Source organism: Listeria ivanovii subsp. londoniensis, from assembly GCF_000763495.1.
Lineage (GTDB): Bacteria > Bacillota > Bacilli > Lactobacillales > Listeriaceae > Listeria > Listeria londoniensis.
The window spans coordinates 2,777,650-2,799,018 of sequence record NZ_CP009576.1 but is presented as its reverse complement, the minus strand read 5'-3'; the positions used below and the strand labels follow the sequence as shown (position 1 = coordinate 2,799,018).

The window sequence follows — 21,369 nt, the reverse complement described above, 5'->3', positions numbered from 1 at the left end:
TCTGCACAAGTGTTGGCAGGATATTCCGTCATTTTTTTGCGTATATCAAAAGCGCTTACAAAAGAGGAGGAAAAATTTTGCACAAAACAGCCAGAAAAATGTTAGCGGCACTTAGTTTGCTATGTTTACTTGTACTTACAGCTTGTCAGTCTGGCGATAATGGGGAAAGTGAAAACGTAAAATCAGAACAGAAAGCAAAAGTAGTTAACATTATGGAAACGAGTGGGATTCCAAATGCGAGTCCAACACTTGCGGATAATAGTGTGAGTTTCCGAGTAATCAATCAAATATTTGAAGGGTTATATCGATTAGATAAAGATGGTAAACCGACGCTTGCTCTTGCAGCTAGTGAACCAGAGGAAAAGAATGGCGGAAAAACGCTTATTTTTAAAATTCGTGAAGACGCCAATTGGTCAAACGGGGACCCTGTAACGGCTGCTGATTTTGAATATGCTTGGAAAAAAGTAGTGGATCCAAAAACAGCTGCAGCATATGGACCGCAAATGGAAGAAATCGTGAAAAATGCGACACAAATTTTAAAAGGCGAAATGTCTCCGGATGAGCTTGGTATTAAGGCGCTAGACAAAAAGACACTGCAAATCGAATTAGAAAATCCAGTGCCGATTTTCAAAGAGTTACTAACAACAGGGACGTTCTTTCCGCAAAATCAAGCATTTGTTGAAAAACAAGGCGAGCGCTACGGAACAAACAGCGATACGCTTATTTCAAATGGTCCATACAAACTTGAAAACTGGAATGGAACTAATTTAACATGGGATTATATGAAAAACCCAACTTATTGGGACGAAAAAAGTGTTGTAACCGAGAAAATCCATGTAAATGTTGTAAAAGATACAAATGCGGCACTAAATTTATATAATACTGGGAAATTAGACCGAGTGGAGCTTGATGGAGAATTTGTTAAACAATATAAAAACGATAAAAATTTCCATAAAGAAGCAACGGGGCGCTCTGTCTATATGAAGATGAATCAAGGCAAAGATTCGGAAAAAACCGATTTAGCTAATTTGAATATACGCCGTGGTCTAGCAATGGCCATTGATAAAGCGGGAATGGTAGATACGCTTTTAGCAAATGGTTCTAAAGTTTTAAATGGTAACGTACCGGGCGGAATCATGTTCGATCCAGAAACAAAAGAAGATTTTCGTAAGCAAAATGGGGACTTGCTAAAATTTGATCAACGAGAAGCGGAGAGCGCATGGAGCCAGGGTCTAAAAGAAATCGGCAAAACAGAATTAACACTTACCTTAACTAGTGGAGATACTTCTTTACAACGCAAACAAACGGAATTTATTCAAAATCAATTAGAAGAAAATTTACCTGGTTTAACTATTAAACTGAAAAATGTTACCAATCAAGCCAGTTTTCAAGCGGATGTCACACAAGATTTTGAGCTTTTACTTGGTGGGTGGGGCGGCGATTATCAAGACCCACTAACCTACCTAAACCTTTTCGTAACAAACAGCCCAGGCAACCATACTGGCTTTTCTAATGCTAAATACGACGAACTAGTCCTAGGCGCAAAAGGAAAACTTTCAGCAGACCCAGAAAAAAGATGGCAAGCGTTACTTGAAGCAGAACGAATTTTATTAAAAGATAATGCCGTGCTGATACCACTTTACCAAGGTGGTCGTGCTTATTTGCAAAAAAACAATTTGAAAAACTACACAACGTATCCAATTGGATCAGATAACTATAAGTGGATTGTAAAACAATAATAGAAAGTGAGTCTAGGTAAGTGTCCTAAGCTCCTTTTTTATACCCAAAACAAAATAAGACTTAGGATGTACCAATTTTCAGCCTATAGCCGTTCGTTCATTTTCTAAGGGTCCTCTATAATAAACGTATCAACAAAAAAGGACGGTAAAAACAATGAAAAAGGGGATTTTTGGTTTACTGGCTGCACTTTTTGTCATAACGATGGTTGTAATTGAGTTTTCATCACCAATTGGTTCAGCAGCAACTACATATTACGTTACAATCAAAAGTGATGGAAAAGAAGTAACTAAGTCTAAGTTTAAAGGCTACTCATTTAACGAATCGTGCTTAGATAATAATGGAACCAGTCAAAAAGTGAGCTTCATGTCCACTACACAATTAAAAAAGAATAAGCAGTATAAAATTGTCGTTCAAGACAATGCGTTACTTGTTCAAGCTAAGGAAATTAACAATGTTCCACTAGCAAGTAGTAAATAAAATATGGAAATGAGGAAAATAGCATGAATAAATTTTGGAAAGTATTTTTTACAGTTATTTTAGGAATTATTGCACTTAATATCGTATTTAAAATCATCGGCATCACGTTACATTTTCTATTCCCGATTCTAGTATTAGGTGGAATTGGTTACCTGCTTTATCGCATGTGGGGCAATAATCCAAGACGCTCTAGCCGTGACAATGAAGACCGCTACAACTGGTAAAATAATTAGCTAAAAAGCTCCCTAGGCTTTTAGATAAATGGAACCTAATTTCTTTTAAAGAAGTTAGGTTTTTTTGTATCCTAAGTTTGTTATAATAAGGTAAAGGAATTGAGGCGATAAAAATGAAAAAAGATATAATTGTAAAAACCATTGTTATATCAGTCATTACAGCCCTAGTTATGAGTGTTAAACGAAAAAAAGTAAAATAAGTACTAAAAAACACAAATGACAATTAAATGGCTATTTTAAGCCGTTTTCAACTAAAATCACTACTAGTATGCTATAATAACGAAAAGAAAATTGTGGAGGAAGTAGAGATGAATATCGAGCAAACATTACTAAAACAAGAAACATGGCGTTTTATTGATAACACAACTATTAACCCTGCATTTGATGCGATTCAATCATTTGCAACGGATGATACATTATGTCGTTCAGTTGGTTCTAGAATAGCGCCTTCTACTATCCGTGGCTGGGTACATGAAAAAACGGTTTCGCTTGGGATACAAGATTCTAAGTTGCCAGATATAGATAAAGGGATTGCTTTTTTACAAGCTCAAGGTTACCGAGTAGTTGTTCGGAATTCAGGTGGACTCGCTGTAGTACTAGATTCAGGAGTCTTAAATCTATCCATGGTACTTCCAGATGCTGAACGAGGAATCGCAATAGAGCGTGGCTATGAAACTATGTTCACGCTAATAAAAGACATGTTTGTTGATTGCAAAGAAGTGATTGAGGCAAAGGAAATTGTCCAGTCATACTGTCCCGGCAGTTATGATTTAAGTATTCAAGGCCAAAAGTTTGCTGGCATTTCGCAGCGAAGAATGGCTAAAGGAGTAGCTGTTCAAATTTATTTAGCGGTAGATGGTAATCAAGCGGGGCGCTCCGAACTAATTCGAGATTTTTATACAATTAGCGGCAAAGACAAGCAAACAAAGTACACATTTCCCGATGTTGATCCAAACGTAATGGGAACATTATCGGACTTAATGAAAGAAAATATTGATGTAAATACTTGTTTAGTAAGATTATTTAATAGTTTGCGACACTATGCAGGCGAACTCGTATCAGGGACGCTTACGGCAGAAGAACTAGACTTGTTTCCAGCATATTACGACCGTTTGCTTGCAAGGAATGATAAGGTGCTTGCTTAGAAACACATGAAAGGAGAAAGGCGAATGAGCTATTTAACAGAAAAATTACTTGAGGAAAAAGTATTTAAAGATCCAGTCCATGGGTACGTCCATGTATCTGATAGAGTGATTTGGGATTTAATAGCAACAAAAGAATTTCAGCGTTTGCGACGAATTCATCAGTTAGGGACGACTTCGCTCACCTTTCATGGCGCTGAGCATAGCCGTTTCAACCATTCTTTAGGGGTTTACGAGATTGTTCGACAAATCATTGATGCGACATTTGCTAAGGAGCCACAACTAGATACAGAAGAACGTATGGTTGCTCTATGCGCAGCACTTTTACATGATTTAGGTCACGGACCATTTTCTCATGCATTTGAAAAAGTATTTGGGACAGATCATGAAGAATTCACACAGGAGATTATTATTGGAGATACCGAGGTTAGTGGGGTACTTGCACGAGTGGGTGAGGATTTCCCACTTAAGGTAGCTGCTATTATTAAGAAAAACTATCCTAACCAAACTTTAGTTAAGCTGATTTCCAGCCAAATTGATGCGGACCGAATGGATTATTTACTTCGAGACGCGTATTATACAGGGGTCAGTTACGGGAAATTTGATTTAGAACGAATTTTGCGAGTGCTTCGTCCGAGTCCTGATGGGAATGGCGTAATTGTTAAATACTCTGGGATGCATGCAGTAGAGGATTATATTATGAGCCGCTATCAAATGTATCAACAAGTATATTTTCATCCAGTGAGCCGTAGTGGAGAAGTGTTGTTGTGGAAAATTTTAGAACGTGCTAAGAAACTTTATTGTGCTGACTATGAATTCCAAGTTTCTCCAATTCAAGTATTGCCATTTTTTGAAGAGGATGTCGATTTGAAAGATTACCTTGTACTAGATGACATTGTTTTAATGTTCTACTTCTCGATTTGGCAGGAAGAAAGTGATCCGATTTTAAGCGACTTATGCCAACGATTTTTAAATAGAAGGTTACTTAGATATCTTAATTATGATCCGAAAGAAGATGCAGCGCTATATGCTGAATTAAAAGGATTACTTGAGAAAGCGGATATTGATCCATCTTATTACTTGGTTATTGATTCTTCTAGTGACTTACCATATGACTATTATCGTCCAGGTGTGGGTAGCGGAAAAGACCCAATTAAGCTATTGATGGGCAATGGAGAATTACATGAGTTATCAACTGAATCTCCTGTTGTAGAAGCGATTGGGAGAGAACGTCGGACTGATATTAAGCTATACTATCCACTTGATTTCATTGAAAATGGGCAAGTAGAGCCGGAAGTTGCCGAAAGAATGATTTCTTTAATCCATGCACACTCTTTAAAAGAAAAATAAAAGAAGCACGGCGATTAAGCCGGCTTCTGTAACTTTTTAAATATCTGATTTTCTGACGCCACCAACACCGTAATCCGCTTTTTTCATTTCTTGCAAAATGACATGAATATTTTCTTTTGGAGCTTTAAGATTTTTAGAAACAACATCAGTAACTTCACTAACAAGTGCTTTCTTTTGGTCGTCATCACGACCTTCTAAAAATTGAATTGTAACAAATGGCATATTCTCACCTCAATAATAGTTTTTTTACATTATACCATACAGAATTTATTCATTAAAAGTTAAAGGAGGCGCTTATGCCTAGTTTTCTTGCTTATCCACTTGAACTGATACCTTATGTTTTGGTTACGTTATTAATTGCTTTCACGATTCATGAGTGGGCGCACGCGTTAGTGGCTCTTGCATTTGGCGATGATACGGCTAAAAATCAAGGGAGATTATCGCTAAATCCACTTGTACATATTGATTTGTTTGGATTGCTGCTAATATTAATTGCTGGTTTTGGTTGGGCTAAACCTACCCCAGTAAATCGTTTTAAACTAAAGAAAAGACGGCTCGGAAGTATCCTTGTATCGCTCGCTGGCCCGATAAGTAACATGCTGCTGGCTGTAATTGGGGTAGGGGCATATGCACTTTTTTTGAACTACTCTTTCTTTGCTGGTTCGATACTAGAAACATTTTTAATGGTTTTCATACAATTAAATATTGTGTTATTTGTATTTAATTTAATTCCACTTCCACCTCTAGATGGTTATCAAGTGCTAGTTGAGTTTTTACCACTTTCTGCTAGAGCAAAACTGGAGCCCGTCGAGCGCTACGCAATGCTAATATTCTTAGTGATTGCTCTAACGCCGATTGCTGAGTTCACAATACAACCAATTTTTAATACTGTTATTCCATTTATTTATAAAATAATTTTAGGGATTTTTGGTCTAATACCATATTAACCTGTTGCTTTTCAGACCATTTTTCACTATAATATAATGCGTCTATTCTTCTGACCGGAAAGGGGTAAATAAGCGATATGACAACGAATCAAATGGAACGAAAAAAAGTAATTATTCATATCACCAATGTCATCCGGCAGATGGATGCAGAAGAAAAATCCGCTATGTCTGTTTCGGGCGTTTTTTATAGAGACAAAGGGAACAGGTATCTGCATTACGAAGAAAAACAATTAGGCGGAAAAATCCGCACGGTTCTCAAAATTGCTGACAATGAATTGCTTCTGATGCGAAGTGGTGCTGTAAATATGCGAATGCACTTTTTCCGAGATAATAGAAGAAGTACAGCATCAATTGATTCTGGTGCAGGAAAATTACAATTAGAATCAGAACTTGTATCAATGGAAGAGTTGTATGAAAATAAACCAGACGTATTAAGTGAAGTTGCCTTTCAATACGATTTGTTAAGCCAAGGCGAGTACATTGGCTCATATACTGTTTTAATGAAAATAGAGGAGGACGCAGAATGAATGTCATGCAAGAGAATCAGGTTAAACTAACCCGTCATATTAAACAAGCAGTTGTAAAAGCGGTTGGTTTAGAAGAAACAGAAGTACCAGAAATTTTATTAGAAGTCCCTAAAGACAAAAAGCATGGAGACTATTCCACTAATATTGCGATGCAGCTTGCTCGAGTAGCTAAAAAAGCACCTCGTCAAATTGCGGAAAGTATTGTTCCAGAGCTAACAAAAGATAATAAGTTAATTAAAGAAGTGGAAATTGCAGGTCCGGGATTTATCAATTTCTACTTAGATAATGCTTATTTGACTGATTTAGTACCAGTTATTTTAGCAGAAGACAATGCGTACGGAAAATCTGATTTTGGTAGAGGTGAAAAATTCCAAATTGAATTTGTGTCTGCCAATCCAACTGGCGACTTGCATTTAGGACATGCACGAGGGGCCGCAATTGGTGACTCGCTCGCAAATATCATGACAATGGCTGGATATAATGTTTCGAGAGAATATTATATCAATGATGCCGGCAACCAAATTAATAATCTGGTTTTATCAGCAGAAGCTCGCTATTTTGAAGCGTTAGGTCTAGAAGCTGAATTTCCAGAAGATGGTTACCGAGGAGCAGATATTATCTCGCTTGGAAAAGACTTAGCAGCGAAATATGGTGATAAATACGTTCATACCAGTGAAGAAGAGCGTCGTTCCATTTTTCGGGTTGATGCACTTGCTTTTGAAACTGCTAAATTGCGTGCTGACTTAGAAGAATTCCGCGTATCCTTTGATGAGTGGTTTTCAGAAACATCCCTATACGAAGAAAATAAAGTGTTACCTGCACTTGAACGGTTACGTCAAAACGGTTATATTTATGAGCAGGACGGGGCAACATGGTTAAGAACTACTGATTTCGAAGACGATAAAGATCGCGTGTTAATTAAGTCAGATGGAAGTTATACTTATTTCTTACCAGATATCGCTTATCATTTAAACAAATTAGAGCGTGGTTTTGATGTGTTAATCGATATTTGGGGGGCAGATCACCACGGTTATATTCCGCGGATGCGTGCAGCAATTGAGGCATTAGGATACTCGCCGAATCAATTAGAAGTAGAAATCATTCAATTAGTACATTTATTTGAAGATGGTGTACAGGTTAAAATGAGTAAACGGACTGGGAAATCAGTTACAATGCGTGACTTAATTGAAGAAGTTGGCTTAGATGCGACGAGATATTTCTTTGCGATGCGTAGTTCGGATACTCATATGAATTTTGATATGAGCTTAGCGAAATCGACTTCTAACGATAATCCAGTTTATTATGTTCAGTATGCCCATGCAAGAATTTCCAGTATTTTGCGTTCTGGTAAAGAACAAAATTTAGATGTTTCAAAAGATGCAGACATGAGCTTACTTCAAACCGAAGCAGAATACGATTTATTAAAAGTATTAGGTGAATTTGCAGATGTTGTTGCAGAAGCTGCTGTAAAAAGAGCGCCTCACCGTATTGTACGTTATTTAAATGACTTGGCTAGTGCATTCCACCGTTTTTATAATAGTAACAAAGTGCTTGATATGGACAATTTAGAAGTAACAAAAGCAAGGCTAGCGCTTATCAAGACAGCTCAAATTACCCTTAGAAATGGTTTGACACTTCTTGGTGTATCTGCACCAGAAAAAATGTAAAACCTGAAATTTTAGGTTACTCGTTGACGTCATAACCAAAATGTACTAAAGTTAATAGAAACATAGGTAATTGAAAAAACGGGGAGAGCATATGATGAAGCGATTAATAATTTTGGCGCTGCTTTTCGTGTTTCTGTGCGTCGCAATCTATATTCTCTACGACTTTCAACTTGGATCGATCCCAATTCTTTTAATGGCCATCCTATTCTTTTACATCGGATATAAAATAGTCAAGAAGAATTGATGTAATTAGTAAATTTAGGTTGTACTTGCCAGAAATAACATGTAAAATAGTGAAGTTGGGCTGAACGAAAAAATAACAGCTAAATAAATTGGAATTATGATAGAAAGGGCGTGCCAGTTTTGGATTTAAAGAACTTAACGCAAGAAGAACGCAGTGAGCTATCTTTAATTGATGTTGCACATTTTATTTTGGAACAGCGGAAAGAAACAATCCTTTTCCCTGAATTAGTGAAAGAGATTCAAACGTTCCTAGGCTTGAAAGATGCAGAAATAAGGGAGCGTCTTGTTCAATTTTATACAGACATGAATATTGATGGTAACTTTATTTCCCTTGGTAACAATACATGGGGACTTCGAGCTTGGTATCCAATGGATGCAATTGATGAAGAAGTTCAAACACAAACAACACCGAAGAAAAAGCGCAAATCTGATGATGACGAAGATGAAGAAATTCTGGATGATGACGTTGACTATGATGATGAAGAAATCGTGGAAGAACTTGGTGAAGAAGAAATCTCTCTTGCAGATGTCTTACTTGATGAAGATGAGGACGATGATGACCACTTACCAGATGGCATCGAAGGCGACTTAGCTACTGTAGAAGATGATTATACAGATGGGGATTATACAGAAGACCCAGAAGATAAATAAAATTTTCCAATCAGATAGATACTCTCCTTTTTATCGAGAGCGTCTATCTGATTTTTTATTACGATTTAAAGGGATTGATGGCGGTTTCAAAAAATAAAGGCTTGACTTATCTTACCATCATTAGTAGTATTTTATTTGGGCTCCCTTTTATAGGGACGGATATTTATGAGATTCAGCGCTCCCTTACTTTTATGAAGTAGGCGGAGTGTTTTTTATTTTGGTTTACAAAATACTTGAAATTGCGATAAGTACGACAAAGAAAATCGCAATATTGTTTTATCTGGCAATTTCCCACCCCAGCAGGAAAATAGTCAGAACCCTGCAAGTTTTTTATTTCAGGAAGGAGTAGATTTTTTTAACATGACAAAGTATATTTTCGTTACAGGTGGCGTAGTTTCGTCAATTGGAAAAGGAATCACAGCAGCTTCACTAGGACGTTTGCTGAAAAATCGTGGACTTAGCGTTACCATTCAAAAATTTGATCCATACATTAATGTGGACCCAGGAACAATGAGCCCATATCAACACGGGGAAGTTTATGTGACAGATGACGGCGCAGAAACGGACTTGGACCTGGGTCACTACGAACGCTTTATTGACATTAATTTAAATAAATACAGCAATGTAACAACAGGTAAAGTATACTCAGAAGTTATCAAAAAAGAACGTCGCGGGGACTACTTAGGTGGAACAGTGCAAGTTATTCCACATATTACTAATGAATTAAAAGATCGTGTTTTTCGTGCAGCTCGTATGACTAATTCAGACATTATTATTACTGAAATTGGTGGAACTGTTGGAGATATCGAATCATTACCATTTCTAGAAGCGATTCGCCAAATTAAAGGGGATGTAGGTGCGGAAAATGTTCTTTACATTCACACAACTTTAATTCCATACATCAAAGCAGCTGGCGAAATGAAAACTAAACCAACGCAACATAGCGTAAAAGAACTTCGTAGCTTAGGAATTCAACCAAACATTATCGTTGTTCGTACGGAGCAGCCAGTTTCCCAAGAGATGAAAGATAAAATTGCTCTATTTTGTGACATTAAAGCTTCAGAGGTTATTGAGTCTCGTGATGAAGAAACACTTTACAATGTACCACTTTCACTTCAAAAACAAAAAATGGATGATATTGTCCTAGAACATTTACAATTAGAAGCACCACAAGCTGAAATGACTGATTGGAAAGATCTAGTACATCGCGTGAAAAATCTATCCAAAAAAGTTCGTATTGGTCTTGTAGGTAAATATGTTTCTTTACAAGATGCCTACCTATCTGTAGCAGAAGCACTTCGCCATGCAGGTTATGATCATGACGCTGAAATCGAAATCGATTGGATTGATTCCGAAAAAGTAACGAAAGAAAACGTAGCAGAAATAATGAAAGATGTTGATGGTATCTTGGTTCCTGGTGGATTTGGTGACCGGGCAATTGAAGGTAAAATCGCTGCGATTCAATATGCACGTGAAAATAAAGTTCCGTATTTCGGTATTTGTTTAGGAATGCAACTAGCAACTGTTGAATTTGCTCGTAATGTACTTGGTCTTGAAGGTGCCCACTCAGCAGAAATCGAACCAGAAACAAAACATAATATTATTGATTTATTACCGGAACAAAAAAATATTGAAAACATGGGCGGCACACTTCGCCTCGGCTTGTATCCGGCACGTATTAAGCAAGGAACGAAAACGGAGGCTGCTTATGGTAAGACACTTGTAGAAGAGCGCCACCGTCATCGTTACGAGTTTAATAACGAATATAGAGAACAAATGGAAGAAGCTGGCATGATTGTTTCTGCAACAAGTCCAGATGGCCGGCTAGTTGAAGTAGTCGAACTAACTGACCATCCTTGGTTTGTCGCTTGCCAATATCACCCAGAATTTATTTCTCGCCCAAACCGTCCGCAAAGTTTATTTAAAGACTTTATCGGTGCGGCACTTAACAATAAATAAAACAGAAAAACTCCCAACTAATTTTAGTCTGGGAGTTTTTTAGTATTTACTATTGGACTAAAAATTATTTCTTTAATTACTACTAATTCTCCCAGTCAAACAAGTTGACATCTCCGTGGCGAAATAGGAAACTAGACAATATAAATAGGAAAGAGGGAGCGGCAATTTGCAGAAAAGAGCGATGATAATATACAACCTCGCAGCTGGGAAAAACAAGTTTCGAAAATTACTTCCAGATGCCGAACAAATTTTGACTAAGGCAGATTTTGAAGTAACTCTAGTTCCATCTACGCCGGTGCCAAAAAGTACTACAGCAATTGCAAAACAAGCAGCAGATGAAGGGTACGATATAGTAATTGCAGCAGGTGGAGATGGAACCGTGAATGAAGTCGTTAATGGATTAATGCAAGTGAATAATCCGCCAAAATTAGGGATTTTACCAGTCGGGACAACTAATGATTATGCAAGAGCATTGAATTTCGCTAAAGATCCACTGGAAGCACTTCATATTATTGCTAAACAAGAGACAATTTGGGTCGATATTGGAAAAGCAAACGAGACCGAATTTTTCATTAATAATGCAGCAGGTGGAAAGATAACCGAAATAACTTATGCGGTAAAAGAATCGATGAAGTCCAAATGGGGTAGATTGGCTTATCTTTTCAGCGGACTTAAAGTTCTACCCAAACTATCACCGGTCAAAGTAGAAATAAGCTACAATAATCAAATAATTCAAGAGGAAATTTTGCTGTTTTTTGTTAATAAATCTAATTCAGTAGGCGGGATGGAGACGCTTTGTCCACCTGCACAACTGAATAGCGGGATGTTTGAGCTTTTGATTTTGAAAAAAATATCGCCACAAAAACTGTTCCAATTATTTGTTTCAATTAAAAAAGGAACACATTTGAATAGTCCGCATGTAATTCATGCACGTACAAATAAAGTGGAAATTAAAAGTTCATCGGAATTAAATGTAAGCTATGATGGTGTTTACGGAGGAAAAGCACCTTATACACTAGAGATTATTCCAGAGGCCTTAGAAATTTTTGCAGACAAAGCAAGAATTAAAGAACGTCTTAGAGGCTAAAGCGTTTTCACTATAAAATTTTCTTGTTTATATGGTAAATTCATCACAAATCTGTTATCATATACTTTGTTAGGGGAAAATAGCTGCCACTATTTTTCACGGCGGAAATTCAAATCTTAGGGGAAATCAAAAATGGTTTTCCTAAATTCCTGAGGGAGGAAATTGTATTATGCCTATCGTTAACATGACAGACATGCTGAAAAAAGCATTAGCTGGAAAATATGCTGTTGGTCAATTCAACATCAACAACCTTGAATGGACTCAAGCTATTTTGAAAGCTGCAGAAGCAGAAAAAGCACCAGTTATTTTAGGAGTTTCTGAAGGAGCTGCTAAATACATGGGAGGATTCAAAACAGTTGTAAAAATGACTGAAGGACTGGTAGAAGACCTGAAAATCACTGTACCTGTTGCGATTCACCTTGATCATGGTTCAAGCTTTGATTCTTGTAAGGCTGCTATCGATGCAGGATTCTCTTCTGTAATGATCGACGGCTCTCACCATCCAATCGACGAAAATATTGCAATGACTAAACAAGTTGTTGATTATGCGCATGCTAAAGGCGTATCTGTAGAAGCTGAAATTGGAACTGTTGGTGGAGACGAAGACGGAGTAACTGGTGGAATCAACTATGCTGATCCACAAGAATGCTTACGTGTTGTTAAAGAAGCTAACATTGATGCACTTGCTGCAGCATTAGGTTCTGTTCACGGTCCTTACCACGGCGAACCTGTTCTTGGTTTTGATGAAATGAAAGAAATCTCTGAACTTACAGGTGCTCCACTTGTACTTCACGGTGGTTCTGGAATTCCTGAACACCAAGTTAAAAAAGCAATTGAATTAGGTCACAGCAAAATCAACGTTAACACTGAATGCCAAATCGTTTGGACTGCAGCTGTTCGCGAAAAATTAGCTACTGACGACAAAGTTTATGATCCGCGTAAAGTAATCGGTCCTGGTGTGGACGCGATTATCAAAACTGTTACAGAAAAAATTCAAGAGTTTGGTTCTAACGGTAAAGCGTAAGACTGAATTTATGAGGATATAAAAATAACTGGCAAAAGTCACTAGTTGATTTTGCCAGTTATTTTTATGTGGTGATAAAGCTATTATATAGAAGGAAATTAATTATCGTTATTATCTTGAATATGGTATGATAGCTATAGCTTTGGAATAGAAAAAAGCAGAGTGCAGATTTCCCGATTAAAAATCATGCTACAGTCGCATGTTTTATCATACTAAATGAGTCATAATTAAATTAGTTATGAAATACGAATGATTAGAATTATGTTATAATAATATACTAAATGATGAATGAACAAACGAGGAAGAGAGTAGGCGATTAGTAATGAATATAGGGATTTTTACGGATACCTACAGTCCGCAGATTAGCGGTGTAGCTACATCAATCATGATTATGGAAAACGAACTGAGAAAACAAGGGCACACTGTATATATATTTACAACAACGGATCCTAACGCTGATAGAGAAAGCGAAGAAGGACGTGTATTTCGTTTGCCCAGTATTCCTTTTGTATTTTTCCCTGAACGTCGCGTAGCTGTAGCAGGAATGAATAAATTTATTAAATTAGTAGGACGCTTGGATTTAGATATTATCCATACCCATACAGAATTTTCATTGGGCCTTTTGGGTAAGCGAATTGCTAAAAAATATCATATTCCATCCATCCATACCTATCATACAATGTATGTAGATTACTTGCATTATATCGCAAAAGGAAAAATCTTAACTCCTTCAATGGTTGGCAAAATGACAAAGACATTTTGTGATAGTTACGATGCAATAATTACGCCAACAACAAAAGTAAGACATCATCTAGAAGAACAAGGCATTTATAAATTAATGTACACTATTCCAACTGGTACAGATATATCTTCTTTTGCTCCGGTTGAAAAACAACAAATTTTAGATTTAAAAAAATCACTCGGAATCGGTGCAAACGATGCAGTAATCCTTTCACTTGGAAGAATCGCCCATGAGAAAAATATTGATGCAATCATTAATGCGATGCCAGAAGTACTTCAAAAAGAACCGAGTGCTAAGCTCGTAATTGTTGGTGATGGTCCTGTTCGTAAAGACTTAGAAAAAATAGTAGAGAATAAAAATCTAGAAGAACATGTTATTTTTACTGGTGCAGTCGATTGGGAAAATATTAGTTTATATTATCAATTAGGTGATCTATTTGTGAGTGCTTCGACAACTGAAACACAGGGATTGACTTATGCTGAAGCAATGGCAGCCTCTTTGCCGGTAGTTGCTAAGCGCGACGAAAGTATTGAAGGATTTTTGAGTGATCGAGATACAGCCTTTTTGTTCGATGAAGATGATGAACTAGCAGGATTATTAGTCCAAATCTTATCGGATAAAGACACGGCAAATAGGGTAGCTGCGAATGGAAGAGTAAAAGTAGAATCGATTTCTGCAGGACAGTTTGGTCTCAATGTGGAATCTACCTACAATGAAATTCGCGAAATCTACCGTGTTAAGCGGCAAAATGGTTCAATCAAAGTAAAGCCAACATTAATTAAAAGCAAAATAGCTTCCCAAGTATTTTCGCTTTCTTCTTCTACACAAGTTCACAGAAAAGAGAGGTCTTCGCGGCGTGATTAAGTTGACAATGCTATCTTCGGCAGAGAAAGTCAAAGGTCAAGGTGTAGCATCAGCTTACCGAGAACTTGTAAACTTGCTAGAAGAACGATATAGAAATGAAATTGATATGCAGATTAATAGTTTTAAAAAATCGGATATCACACATTACCATACTGTTGATTTCCGTTTTTTTCTTTCTACTTTTTTTAAGAAAAAACGTGGTATTCGTGTTGGGTATGTCCATTTTTTGCCTGAGACAATGGAAGGTAGTTTAAAATTACCTTGGATTGCACGGGTAGTTTTTTATAAATATTTAATTAGCTTTTATAAGCGGATGGATGAAATTGTTGTAGTAAATCCATCATTTATTCCTAAATTAACTGCATATAACATTCCAGAAGAAAAAATCCACTACATTCCAAATTTTGTTTCTAAAAAAACTTTTTTTCCAATTTCTCAAGCGGAAAAAAATGTTGCTCGAGAAAAATACGGAATTACAGAAGATAAATTCACGGTTATTGGAATTGGCCAGGTGCAGCATCGAAAAGGAGTACTTGATTTTGTTGAAGTAGCTAGACAACTTCCGGATGTTCAATTTGTCTGGGCAGGCGGTTTTTCATTTGGAAAAATCACTTCTGGTTATGAGGAACTAAAGAAAATTTATGACAACCCACCAGATAATGTAAAATTTATCGGAATTGTCGATCGGTCAGAGATGAATGCTTGTATAAATATGGCGGATATTTTCTTTATGCCATCCTATAATGAGCTGTTCCCAATGGCAATTCTAGAAGCGATGAGCTCTGATATTCCCATTTTGCTACGAAATTTAGATCTATACGAAGAAATTTTAGATGGTTATTATGTAAAAGAAGCAGATAATCAAGGTTTTATTCAAGCAATCCAGCGTTTGAAAACAGATACTAATTATTATAATGAAATGCTACAAGCAGCAAAAAAAGGCGCAACCTATTATTCAGAAGACCGACTAGCTGAGATATGGTACTCTTTTTATCAAGGTTTATTAACAAAGGAGCGATGAAGAATGAGTGGAGGCATGAAGAAGAATCTTTTTAATATTGCTATTGTACTTGCGATTAGTATCGGATTTATTATTTGGCAATTCAAAGATGTAGATGTCTCAACATTCTTTGCCTCTTTGTTAAAGGTGAATCCTTGGTGGCTTGCGGCTGCATTTGGTGCGATGTTTTTATATTGGTTTTTGGAAGCAGCGGTTTTACAAACGGCATCTAAACCAGCAAATAAAAATCAACGTTTTTTTTCCTCTTTTCGGATTACGATGATTGGTCAATTTTTTAATACAATTACACCGATGTCAACAGGTGGACAACCAGCGCAACTCGTCATGTTAACAAAGCAAGGTATGGATGCTGGGCGCGGTAGTTCAGTTTTGTTAGTAAAATTCATTATTTATCAGGCAATGGTTGTACTTAACTTTTTAGTCATTTTAATTTTTGGCATTCACTATTTAATGACTGGTGTGACACAATTGAAATTTTTGGTATTACTTGGATTTTCTGTTCATGTGGCGGTTATTACCTGTCTAATTTTAGTTGGTAGAAGCCAAAAATTCACGACCAAATTAGTGCATATTTTACTAATACCAACAAAATTATTTATGAAGAAAGAAAAAGTAACTAATTTACGGAATATGCTAGATGAAAAAATCATTACTTTCCATGAAGAAAGTAACCGAATTGGGAAAGACTGGAGATTAATTGTGCGTTGTTGTTTGTTTACGACTTTGCAGCTTTGGATTTACTTTTCAATTCCGTTCTTTATTTTACATGCAATTGGTGTAACTGGTATCGGACTTTATATGGCAATTACATACCATGCTTTCATCATCATGTTTGCAACCGTGATGCCTACGCCTGGAGGAGCTGGAGGAGCTGAATATACTTTTACACTATTATTTGGAATGCTATTAGGACCAGCAAAACTTCTTATGGCACTAGTTTTATGGCGAATCATTACCTACTACAGCTGTATTGTGTTTGGAGCTGGAGCTTTATTAGTTAAAGATACCGCCTCTAGGAAAATCAAGCCGCGAATTGAAGCCCTTGCAAAAGTATCAGCAAAAAATGTATCGCAATAATAGAAACTTGGAGCCAATGGTTCCAAGCTTTTTTTAGTGAAAGAATCTTGCAAAGTAAAACAAATTAATGGATAATGATAAAGTATTAGAAGCTTCAGGAAAGAAGGGTGCATTTGTGACGGAAAAATTAGTTATTCGAGGCGGCAAAAAATTAGCGGGTACTATGCAAGTAGATGGTGCGAAAAATAGCGCGGTTGCCTTGATTCCAGCTGCAATTTTGGCAGAATCTGAAGTTGTTTTAGAAGGTTTGCCAGATATTTCTGATGTATATACACTTTATGATATTTTAGAAGAACTAGGCGGCAATGTTCGTTATGATAATAAAACGGCAGTGATTGATCCGACTGATATGATTTCGATGCCGTTACCAACTGGGAATGTAAAGAAATTACGTGCTTCTTATTATTTAATGGGAGCGATGTTAGGCCGATTTAAAAAAGCGGTTGTTGGACTTCCAGGAGGCTGTTATCTTGGTCCACGCCCAATTGATCAACATATTAAAGGTTTTGAGGCATTAGGAGCGAAAGTAACTAATGAACAAGGTGCGATTTATTTGCGTGCAGATGAACTTATTGGTGCACGAATTTATTTAGATGTGGTGAGTGTTGGTGCGACTATTAATATTATGCTTGCAGCTGTTCGAGCTAAAGGGAAAACCATAATAGAAAATGCCGCAAAAGAGCCTGAAATTATTGATGTGGCTACACTTCTAAGTAATATGGGGGCGATTATCAAAGGAGCAGGAACAGATACCATTCGGATTACCGGGGTAGAGCATCTTCACGGTTGTCATCATACAATTATTCCAGATAGAATCGAAGCTGGAACATTCATGGTTCTCGCTGCAGCTTCTGGAAAAGGAGTTCGGATTGAAAATGTTATTCCAACTCATTTAGAAGGAATCATTGCAAAATTGACAGAAATGGGTGTTCCAATGGATATTGAGGAAGATGCTATTTTTGTTGGTGAAGTAGAAAAAGTAAAAAAAATAGATATTAAAACCTATGCTTATCCGGGATTTCCAACTGATTTGCAACAACCGCTGACTGCACTTTTGACACGAGCGGAAGGCAGTAGTGTGGTAACCGATACGATTTATCCAAGTCGTTTCAAGCATATTGCAGAATTGGAACGAATGGGCGGGAAATTTAAATTAGAAGGTAGATCTGCTGTCATTAATGGTCCAGCAAAACTACAAGGTTCCAAAGTGACAGCGACAGATTTGCGTGCAGGTGCAGCGCTTGTAATTGCTGGACTTCTAGCAGAGGGGCAAACAGAAATTCATGGTATAGAACATATTGAACGTGGCTACAGTAAAATCATCGAAAAACTCGCTGCAATTGGAGCCGATATCACTCGTAGCAGTACAGCGGAAACAAAAATCTGAAAAAATAAAGGCTGAACGAAGAAATTCGTTTCGGCCTTCCCTCTACTAGCCTCATAATTACTTATTCCCGAAAAAATTATTAACTCAAAAAAAGGTGGTACATATATGGCTAAACTGTCCATTGCATACTTAGAAAGTTTAACAATTAAAGATATTTATGCCCTAGCAAAAGAACATAAAATTGCCTATTATAGCAAACTAACCAAAAGAGAGCTGATTTTTGCGCTATTAAAATCAAATGCAGAAAAAGAGGGATTCTTCTTTATGGAAGGTGTTTTAGAAATCATCCCGAATGAAGGGTTTGGTTTCTTACGACCGATTAATTATTCATCCAGTTCGGAAGATATTTATATTTCGGCTTCACAAATCAGGCGTTTTGAACTTAGAACAGGGGATAAAGTCTCTGGTAAAGTCCGCCCACCAAAAGAAAATGAACGTTATTTTGGATTATTGCATGTCGAAGCAGTCAATGGAGAGAATCCAGAAGTTGCGAAAGAAAGAGTGCATTTTCCAGGATTGACTCCACTTTACCCAGATCGTCAAATTCATTTAGAAACAGAAAAAACGCCGATTTCTACAAGAACAATCGATTTAATCTCTCCAATAGGTTTTGGACAGCGGGGATTAATTGTTGCTCCTCCAAAAGCTGGTAAAACCGTTCTATTAAAAGAAATTGCCAATGCGATTACAACTAATCACCCGGATTCAGAATTGATTGTCTTGCTAATAGATGAGCGCCCTGAAGAAGTAACGGATATCGAACGTTCGGTAAAAGCAGATGTTGTAAGCTCTACGTTTGATGAGGTGCCAGAGAACCACATTAAAGTAGCCGAATTAGTCTTAGAACGTGCGATGCGCCTTGTGGAACAAAAACGAGATGTAGTTATTTTGATGGATAGTATTACTAGATTAGCAAGAGCTTATAATTTAGTTATTCCTCCTAGTGGTCGAACGCTTTCGGGGGGGATTGACCCAGCAGCTTTCCATAGGCCAAAACGTTTTTTCGGTGCAGCACGTAATATTGAAGAAGGTGGTAGTCTAACAATCCTTGCAACAGCACTTGTGGATACAGGTTCGCGGATGGACGATGTCATTTATGAGGAATTTAAAGGAACTGGTAACATGGAATTACATTTGGATCGTCAATTGGCTGAACGTCGTGTCTTTCCTGCTATTGATATGCGTCGTTCAGGAACAAGAAAAGAAGAACTACTATTATCTAAAGAGCGCTTAGAGCAACTTTGGAAAATTAGAAAAGCGATGCCAAAACAAAGTGACGGACTTGATATTTCTGAGCGTTTCGTCCGCTATTTGAAAAAAACAGCAAATAATGAGGCGTTTTATGAATTATTACAAGAAGAGATGTTTAAAAAATAAAATTTATAATCATACTGGAGAGAAAGAAGATAGCTTATGAGTAAAATTAGACAACTATTAGACAAGATTCCGTGGTATACAGACAAGATTCATAGCATTTTTATGTATTTGATTATGGGCGGATTTGCAACCATTATTAATATTGTGGCATTTTGGCTCTGTGAAGCTGTGTTGGGTTGGGATTATCGAGTCGCCAATACAATTGCTTGGATTGCCTCGGTTCTTTTTGCGTATTTTTCTAATAAAAAATATGTTTTTGAGAGCTACACTCCGACATGGCAAGACAAAGCAAGAGAAGCTTCTTCCTTTTTTGGGTTTCGCTTTTTAACATACATAGTAGACATTTTAGTGATGATACTTTTAATAAGCGTGTTATCAGTTGATGAACTTTGGGCGAAAATCTGGACAAATGTTATTGTGCTTGTACTAAACTATGTATTTAGTAAATGGATTATTTTCAAAGTGAAAAAATAATCTTGCTTGTTTGCTTTAACATTGTTATAATATTTATACTGTGTGTAAAAGCACTTATTACTCTGTTTCAGATGATTCAGGGCGAAGGAGTTGAAAAGAAATGAAAACTGGAATTCATCCTGAGTACCGTCAAGTGGTATTTGTTGATACTAGTACTGATTTCAAATTTTTGTCAGGTTCTACTAAGAGCTCAAGCGAAACAATTAAATGGGAAGATGGCAACGAGTATCCGTTACTTCGTGTCGAAATCTCTTCTGATTCGCATCCGTTCTATACTGGTAAACAAAAACATGCTACAGCAGACGGACGTGTGGACCGCTTCAACAAAAAATACGGTCTCAAATAAGCAAAAAAGTTTTAGAGGATATCCTTCTTGGGTATCCTCTTTTTCCATTTAATCAAGGATTTTTCAAGCAGAAAAACAGAATTTGTGTATAATAGAATTAAAATATGAAGGGAGTTAGAGTAATTGGAAATCAGAATGTTAAAATATTTTCTTACTGTGGCAGAAGAACAAAACATTACTCAAGCGGCCAAAAAACTTCATATCACGCAACCAACACTTAGCAGGCAAATTAGAGATTTTGAAGTCAGTTTGCAAACCGATTTATTTATAAGGAAAAATAAAAAATTGTACTTAACCGAACCAGGGTTATTTTTGAAAAAAAGAGCAGAAGAAATTATTGAGCTAGATGAAAAGACGGAACAAGAATTTGCTAAATACCAAAATGCCCTTTTGAAAGGACAAATTTCCATTGGATGTGTAGAAGCGAATAGTTCCCATTTTTTAGCGGAAATGCTGGAAGAAATGATTGCCGACCATCCACAAGTAACGTTCAACATATATAGTGGAACAAGTAATGATATTACAGAAAGGCTGGACAAAGGGTTACTAGACATAGCCGTTTTAATTGATCCTGTGCCAACCAATAATTATAACAAATTAGTTTTACCTGATAAAGAACTTTGGGGAGTGCTTGTATCGGCGGAGGATTTATTGGCCAAGCAAGAAGATATTTCACCAAAAGAAATTTTAGGTCTACCTTTAATTTGGTCTGGTCGAAAAGAAGTTCAAAAGATGCTTTGTGAGTGGGGCGGTTTTGAAGAAGCAGAGTTGAATATTGTTGGTAAATATAATTTGATTTTTAATGTTATTTCGTTGGTTGAAAAAAAAGTTGGTGTGGCTTTTGCGATTAAAGGGGCCACCAATAACCAAAAAAACAATATAAAATTCCTCCCACTTACGCCAAAGCATGAAACCAATTGCGTACTTGTTTGGAAGAAAGAAACCATTCTTAGTAACACGGTACTCACCTTTATTAAAAAAATACAAGATGCTTTAAAGGCATGGAACTAAGCTTAAGAAGTATTGGACGATAG

General features: G+C 36.8%; 21 protein-coding genes. 20 read left to right on the top strand and 1 reads right to left on the bottom strand.

Features of this window, described 5'->3' with window-relative positions; genetic code table 11:
* Positions 1 to 77: 77 nt before the first annotated feature.
* The 5 genes from JL53_RS13760 to JL53_RS13740 all read left to right on the top strand — a co-directional run bounded on the left by JL53_RS13760 (position 78) and on the right by JL53_RS13740 (position 4,942).
* The gene (locus JL53_RS13760; RefSeq protein WP_077916428.1) at positions 78 to 1,739 is read left to right on the top strand and encodes a peptide ABC transporter substrate-binding protein; all 1,662 of its coding nucleotides are present in this window, start codon (positions 78 to 80) and stop codon (positions 1,737 to 1,739) included.
* Positions 1,740 to 1,893: 154 nt separating this feature from the next.
* Positions 1,894 to 2,217, top strand: a complete 324-nt coding sequence (locus JL53_RS13755; protein WP_003720888.1) for a YxeA family protein — start codon at positions 1,894 to 1,896, stop codon at positions 2,215 to 2,217.
* 23 nt (positions 2,218 to 2,240) lie between these two features.
* Complete coding sequence (locus JL53_RS13750; protein ID WP_003720887.1) at positions 2,241 to 2,441, top strand: hypothetical protein; 201 nt, start codon at positions 2,241 to 2,243, stop codon at positions 2,439 to 2,441.
* Positions 2,442 to 2,758: 317 nt separating this feature from the next.
* Entirely contained in the window at positions 2,759 to 3,595 is an 837-nt protein-coding gene (gene lipL / locus JL53_RS13745) for a lipoyl-[GcvH]:protein N-lipoyltransferase (protein ID WP_038407908.1), read from the top strand.
* Between the two features lie 24 nt (positions 3,596 to 3,619).
* Complete coding sequence (locus JL53_RS13740) at positions 3,620 to 4,942, top strand: HD domain-containing protein (RefSeq protein ID WP_038407907.1); 1,323 nt, start codon at positions 3,620 to 3,622, stop codon at positions 4,940 to 4,942.
* A gap of 36 nt (positions 4,943 to 4,978) precedes the next feature.
* On the opposite strand, the gene JL53_RS13735 is transcribed toward JL53_RS13740, so the two are convergent.
* On the bottom strand, positions 4,979 to 5,164 hold the full coding sequence (locus JL53_RS13735) for a 2-hydroxymuconate tautomerase (RefSeq protein ID WP_025280098.1): 186 nt from the start codon (positions 5,162 to 5,164) through the stop codon (positions 4,979 to 4,981).
* Positions 5,165 to 5,238: 74 nt separating this feature from the next.
* Between JL53_RS13735 and JL53_RS13730 the strand changes: the two genes are divergently transcribed.
* From JL53_RS13730 to JL53_RS13660, 15 genes are all read left to right on the top strand, one after another.
* The gene (locus tag JL53_RS13730; protein ID WP_038407906.1) at positions 5,239 to 5,889 is read left to right on the top strand and encodes a site-2 protease family protein; all 651 of its coding nucleotides are present in this window, start codon (positions 5,239 to 5,241) and stop codon (positions 5,887 to 5,889) included.
* 77 nt (positions 5,890 to 5,966) lie between these two features.
* Entirely contained in the window at positions 5,967 to 6,416 is a 450-nt protein-coding gene (locus JL53_RS13725; RefSeq protein WP_003720882.1) for a YwiB family protein, read from the top strand.
* Positions 6,413 to 8,083, top strand: coding sequence for an arginine--tRNA ligase (argS, locus tag JL53_RS13720; protein ID WP_038407905.1), 1,671 nt, complete (start codon positions 6,413 to 6,415; stop codon positions 8,081 to 8,083). Before JL53_RS13725 ends, argS begins: the two co-directional genes overlap by 4 nt.
* A 363-nt stretch (positions 8,084 to 8,446) precedes the next feature.
* The gene (gene rpoE / locus JL53_RS13715; protein WP_003720880.1) at positions 8,447 to 8,977 is read left to right on the top strand and encodes a DNA-directed RNA polymerase subunit delta; all 531 of its coding nucleotides are present in this window, start codon (positions 8,447 to 8,449) and stop codon (positions 8,975 to 8,977) included.
* A 360-nt stretch (positions 8,978 to 9,337) separates the two neighbouring features.
* A complete protein-coding gene (locus JL53_RS13710; protein ID WP_003720878.1) occupies positions 9,338 to 10,936 on the top strand; it encodes a CTP synthase in 1,599 nt (532 codons plus the stop codon).
* Positions 10,937 to 11,102: 166 nt separating this feature from the next.
* Positions 11,103 to 12,023: a diacylglycerol kinase gene (locus JL53_RS13705; protein WP_038407904.1), complete on the top strand. Its 921-nt coding sequence runs from the start codon at positions 11,103 to 11,105 to the stop codon at positions 12,021 to 12,023.
* Between the two features lie 169 nt (positions 12,024 to 12,192).
* Positions 12,193 to 13,047: a class II fructose-1,6-bisphosphate aldolase gene (gene fba / locus JL53_RS13700; RefSeq protein ID WP_003749581.1), complete on the top strand. Its 855-nt coding sequence runs from the start codon at positions 12,193 to 12,195 to the stop codon at positions 13,045 to 13,047.
* A gap of 322 nt (positions 13,048 to 13,369) precedes the next feature.
* Positions 13,370 to 14,653: a glycosyltransferase family 4 protein gene (locus tag JL53_RS13695; RefSeq protein ID WP_003720875.1), complete on the top strand. Its 1,284-nt coding sequence runs from the start codon at positions 13,370 to 13,372 to the stop codon at positions 14,651 to 14,653.
* Positions 14,646 to 15,674 (top strand): glycosyltransferase family 4 protein, encoded by a 1,029-nt coding sequence (locus JL53_RS13690; protein WP_038407903.1) that lies wholly within the window; start codon positions 14,646 to 14,648, stop codon positions 15,672 to 15,674. The genes JL53_RS13695 and JL53_RS13690 overlap by 8 nt, the downstream gene beginning before the upstream one ends.
* Positions 15,675 to 15,677: 3 nt before the next feature.
* Positions 15,678 to 16,751, top strand: coding sequence for a lysylphosphatidylglycerol synthase transmembrane domain-containing protein (locus JL53_RS13685; RefSeq protein ID WP_003720873.1), 1,074 nt, complete (start codon positions 15,678 to 15,680; stop codon positions 16,749 to 16,751).
* A 115-nt stretch (positions 16,752 to 16,866) separates the two neighbouring features.
* Positions 16,867 to 18,138 (top strand): UDP-N-acetylglucosamine 1-carboxyvinyltransferase, encoded by a 1,272-nt coding sequence (locus JL53_RS13680; RefSeq protein ID WP_038408262.1) that lies wholly within the window; start codon positions 16,867 to 16,869, stop codon positions 18,136 to 18,138.
* A gap of 105 nt (positions 18,139 to 18,243) precedes the next feature.
* Entirely contained in the window at positions 18,244 to 19,515 is a 1,272-nt protein-coding gene (gene rho / locus JL53_RS13675) for a transcription termination factor Rho (RefSeq protein WP_003720871.1), read from the top strand.
* A gap of 36 nt (positions 19,516 to 19,551) precedes the next feature.
* On the top strand, positions 19,552 to 19,989 hold the full coding sequence (gtcA, locus tag JL53_RS13670) for a cell wall teichoic acid glycosylation protein GtcA (protein WP_038407902.1): 438 nt from the start codon (positions 19,552 to 19,554) through the stop codon (positions 19,987 to 19,989).
* A 100-nt stretch (positions 19,990 to 20,089) separates the two neighbouring features.
* Positions 20,090 to 20,335, top strand: coding sequence for a type B 50S ribosomal protein L31 (locus JL53_RS13665; RefSeq protein WP_003720869.1), 246 nt, complete (start codon positions 20,090 to 20,092; stop codon positions 20,333 to 20,335).
* 123 nt (positions 20,336 to 20,458) lie between these two features.
* On the top strand, positions 20,459 to 21,346 hold the full coding sequence (locus JL53_RS13660) for a LysR family transcriptional regulator (RefSeq protein WP_038407901.1): 888 nt from the start codon (positions 20,459 to 20,461) through the stop codon (positions 21,344 to 21,346).
* Positions 21,347 to 21,369: the final 23 nt, after the last annotated feature.